At 49.3% G+C, this 3,160-nt stretch carries 1 rRNA gene; it reads right to left on the reverse strand.

The window, feature by feature from the left end:
* Positions 1 to 18 precede the first annotated feature (18 nt).
* Positions 19 to 2,910: ribosomal RNA gene (locus J8L86_RS20945) — 23S ribosomal RNA — on the reverse strand.
* Positions 2,911 to 3,160 lie beyond the last annotated feature (250 nt).

The raw sequence follows: 3,160 nt of genomic DNA on the forward strand, positions 1-3,160 counted from the left end.
AAAACTCATCTGGGTTGTATGGTTAAGCCTCACGAGTCATTAGTACAGGTTAGCTCAACGCCTCACAACGCTTACACACCCTGCCTATCAACGTCCTAGTCTCGAACGGCTCTTTAGAGGAATTAAATTCCTAGGGATGACTCATCTTAGGACTCGCTTCCCGCTTAGATGCTTTCAGCGGTTATCGATTCCGAACGTAGCTACCGGGCAATGCTATTGGCATAACAACCCGAACACCAGCGGTTCGTCCACTCCGGTCCTCTCGTACTAGGAGCAGCTTCCTTCAATCATCCAACGCCCACGGCAGATAGGGACCGAACTGTCTCACGACGTTCTGAACCCAGCTCGCGTACCACTTTAAATGGCGAACAGCCATACCCTTGGGACCGACTTCAGCCCCAGGATGTGATGAGCCGACATCGAGGTGCCAAACACCGCCGTCGATATGAACTCTTGGGCGGTATCAGCCTGTTATCCCCGGAGTACCTTTTATCCGTTGAGCGATGGCCCTTCCATACAGAACCACCGGATCACTATGACCTACTTTCGTACCTGCTCGACGTGTATGTCTCGCAGTTAAGCTGGCTTATGCCATTGCACTAACCGTACGATGTCCGACCGTACTTAGCCAACCTTCGTGCTCCTCCGTTACTCTTTGGGAGGAGACCGCCCCAGTCAAACTACCCACCAGGCACTGTCCCGAACCCCGATTAGGGGCCGCGGTTAGAACATCAAAACTACAAGGGTGGTATTTCAAGATTGACTCCACTCCATCTAGCGACGAAGCTTCAAAGTCTCCCACCTATCCTACACATGTAGGTTCAATGTTCAGTGCCAAGCTATAGTAAAGGTTCACGGGGTCTTTCCGTCTAGCCGCGGGTATACGGCATCTTCACCGCAATTTCAACTTCACTGAGTCTCGGCTGGAGACAGCGTGGCCATCATTACGCCATTCGTGCAGGTCGGAACTTACCCGACAAGGAATTTCGCTACCTTAGGACCGTTATAGTTACGGCCGCCGTTTACTTGGGCTTCGATCATGAGCTTCTCCGAAGATAACCCAATCAATTAACCTTCAAGCACCGGGCAGGCGTCATACCGTATACGTCATCTTGCGATTTTGCACAGTACTGTGTTTTTGATAAACAGTTGCAGCCACCTGGTATCTGCGACTCCCAACAGCTTAGAGAGCAAGTCTCATCACCGTCAGGAGCGTACCTTCTCCCGAAGTTACGGTACCATTTTGCCTAGTTCCTTCAGCCGAGTTCTCTCAAGCGCCTTGGTATTCTCTACCCGACCACCTGTGTCGGTTTGGGGTACGATTCCTACTAACCTGAAGCTTAGAAGATTTTCCTGGAAGCATGGCATCAACTACTTCACCGCCTTAGCGGCTCGTCATCAGCTCTCAGCCTAATGTTCACCCGGATTTGCCTAAGTGAACAGCCTACAACCTTAAACGCGGACAACCAACGCCGCGCTAGCCTAGCCTTCTCCGTCTCTCCATCGCAGTTAGCAAAAGTACAGGAATATTGACCTGTTTCCCATCGACTACGCCTTTCAGCCTCGCCTTAGGGGTCGACTCACCCTGCCCCGATTAACGTTGGACAGGAACCCTTGGTCTTTCGGCGTGGGGGTTTTTCACCCCCATTATCGTTACTCATGTCAGCATTCGCACTTCTGATACGTCCAGTGTGGGTTACCCCTTCACCTTCAACCGCTTACAGAACGCTCCTCTACCGCTTGCACCTAAGTGCAAACCCATAGCTTCGGTGTATTGCTTAGCCCCGTTAAATCTTCCGCGCAGGCCGACTCGACTAGTGAGCTATTACGCTTTCTTTAAATGATGGCTGCTTCTAAGCCAACATCCTAGCTGTCTAAGCCTTCCCACATCGTTTCCCACTTAGCAATAACTTTGGGACCTTAGCTGATGGTCTGGGTTGTTTCCCTTTTGACGACGGACGTTAGCACCCGCCGTCTGTCTCCCGAGTAGTACTCACTGGTATTCGGAGTTTGCAAAGGGTTGGTAAGTCGGGATGACCCCCTAGCCTTAACAGTGCTCTACCCCCAGTGGTATTCGCTCGAGGCGCTACCTAAATAGCTTTCGAGGAGAACCAGATATCTCCGAGTTTGATTGGCCTTTCACCCCCAGCCACAAGTCATCCGCTAATTTTTCAACATTAGTCGGTTCGGTCCTCCAGTTGATGTTACTCAACCTTCAACCTGCCCATGGCTAGATCACTCGGTTTCGGGTCTACGCCTTGCAACTAAACGCGCAGTTAACACTCGGTTTCCCTACGGCTCCGCTATTCGCTTAACCTCGCTACAAAACGTAAGTCGCTGACCCATTATACAAAAGGTACGCAGTCACGGTCTCAAGAACCGCTCCCACTGCTTGTACGTATACGGTTTCAGGTTCTATTTCACTCCCCTCACAGGGGTTCTTTTCGCCTTTCCCTCACGGTACTGGTTCACTATCGGTCAGTCAGGAGTATTTAGCCTTGGAGGATGGTCCCCCCATATTCAAACAGGATGTCACGTGTCCCGCCTTACTCGATTTCATCTATGGTTAGTTTTCGTGTACGGGGCTATCACCCTGTGCCGCTGTGCTTTCCAACACATTCCACTAACACCCCATAGACTTAAGGGCTAATCCCCGTTCGCTCGCCGCTACTAGGGGAATCTCGGTTGATTTCTTTTCCTTCGGGTACTTAGATGTTTCAGTTCCCCGAGTTCGCCTCATACAGCTATGTATTCACTGTATGATGACCACTTATGTGGCCGGGTTTCCCCATTCGGACATCGTTAGCTCAAATGCTTGTTACTAGCTCGCCAACGCTTTTCGCAAGTTACTACGTCCTTCATCGCCTCTGACTGCCAAGGCATCCACCGTATACGCTTAGTCACTTAACCATACAACCCAAATAAGTTTCAAAGAAACTCAAGTTGTACCGTAACTAGCTGGTTTATTACATAATTTGCATGTGAATTAACACTACACAAATTCGCCTTAGTTTTAGAATATTCAAGACACTTAATAAAGTGTTTTGAGAACTCAATGTATTACTAAAAAGGGATTAACTTCTCAGTAATACGATTTGTAATTAATACAACGACAGACATCATCGTATTAAATACTATCAGCTTTCCAAATTGTTAAAGA

Source organism: Shewanella sp. MMG014 (genome assembly GCF_018100775.1).
In the GTDB taxonomy this organism is placed as follows: domain Bacteria; phylum Pseudomonadota; class Gammaproteobacteria; order Enterobacterales; family Shewanellaceae; genus Shewanella; species Shewanella japonica.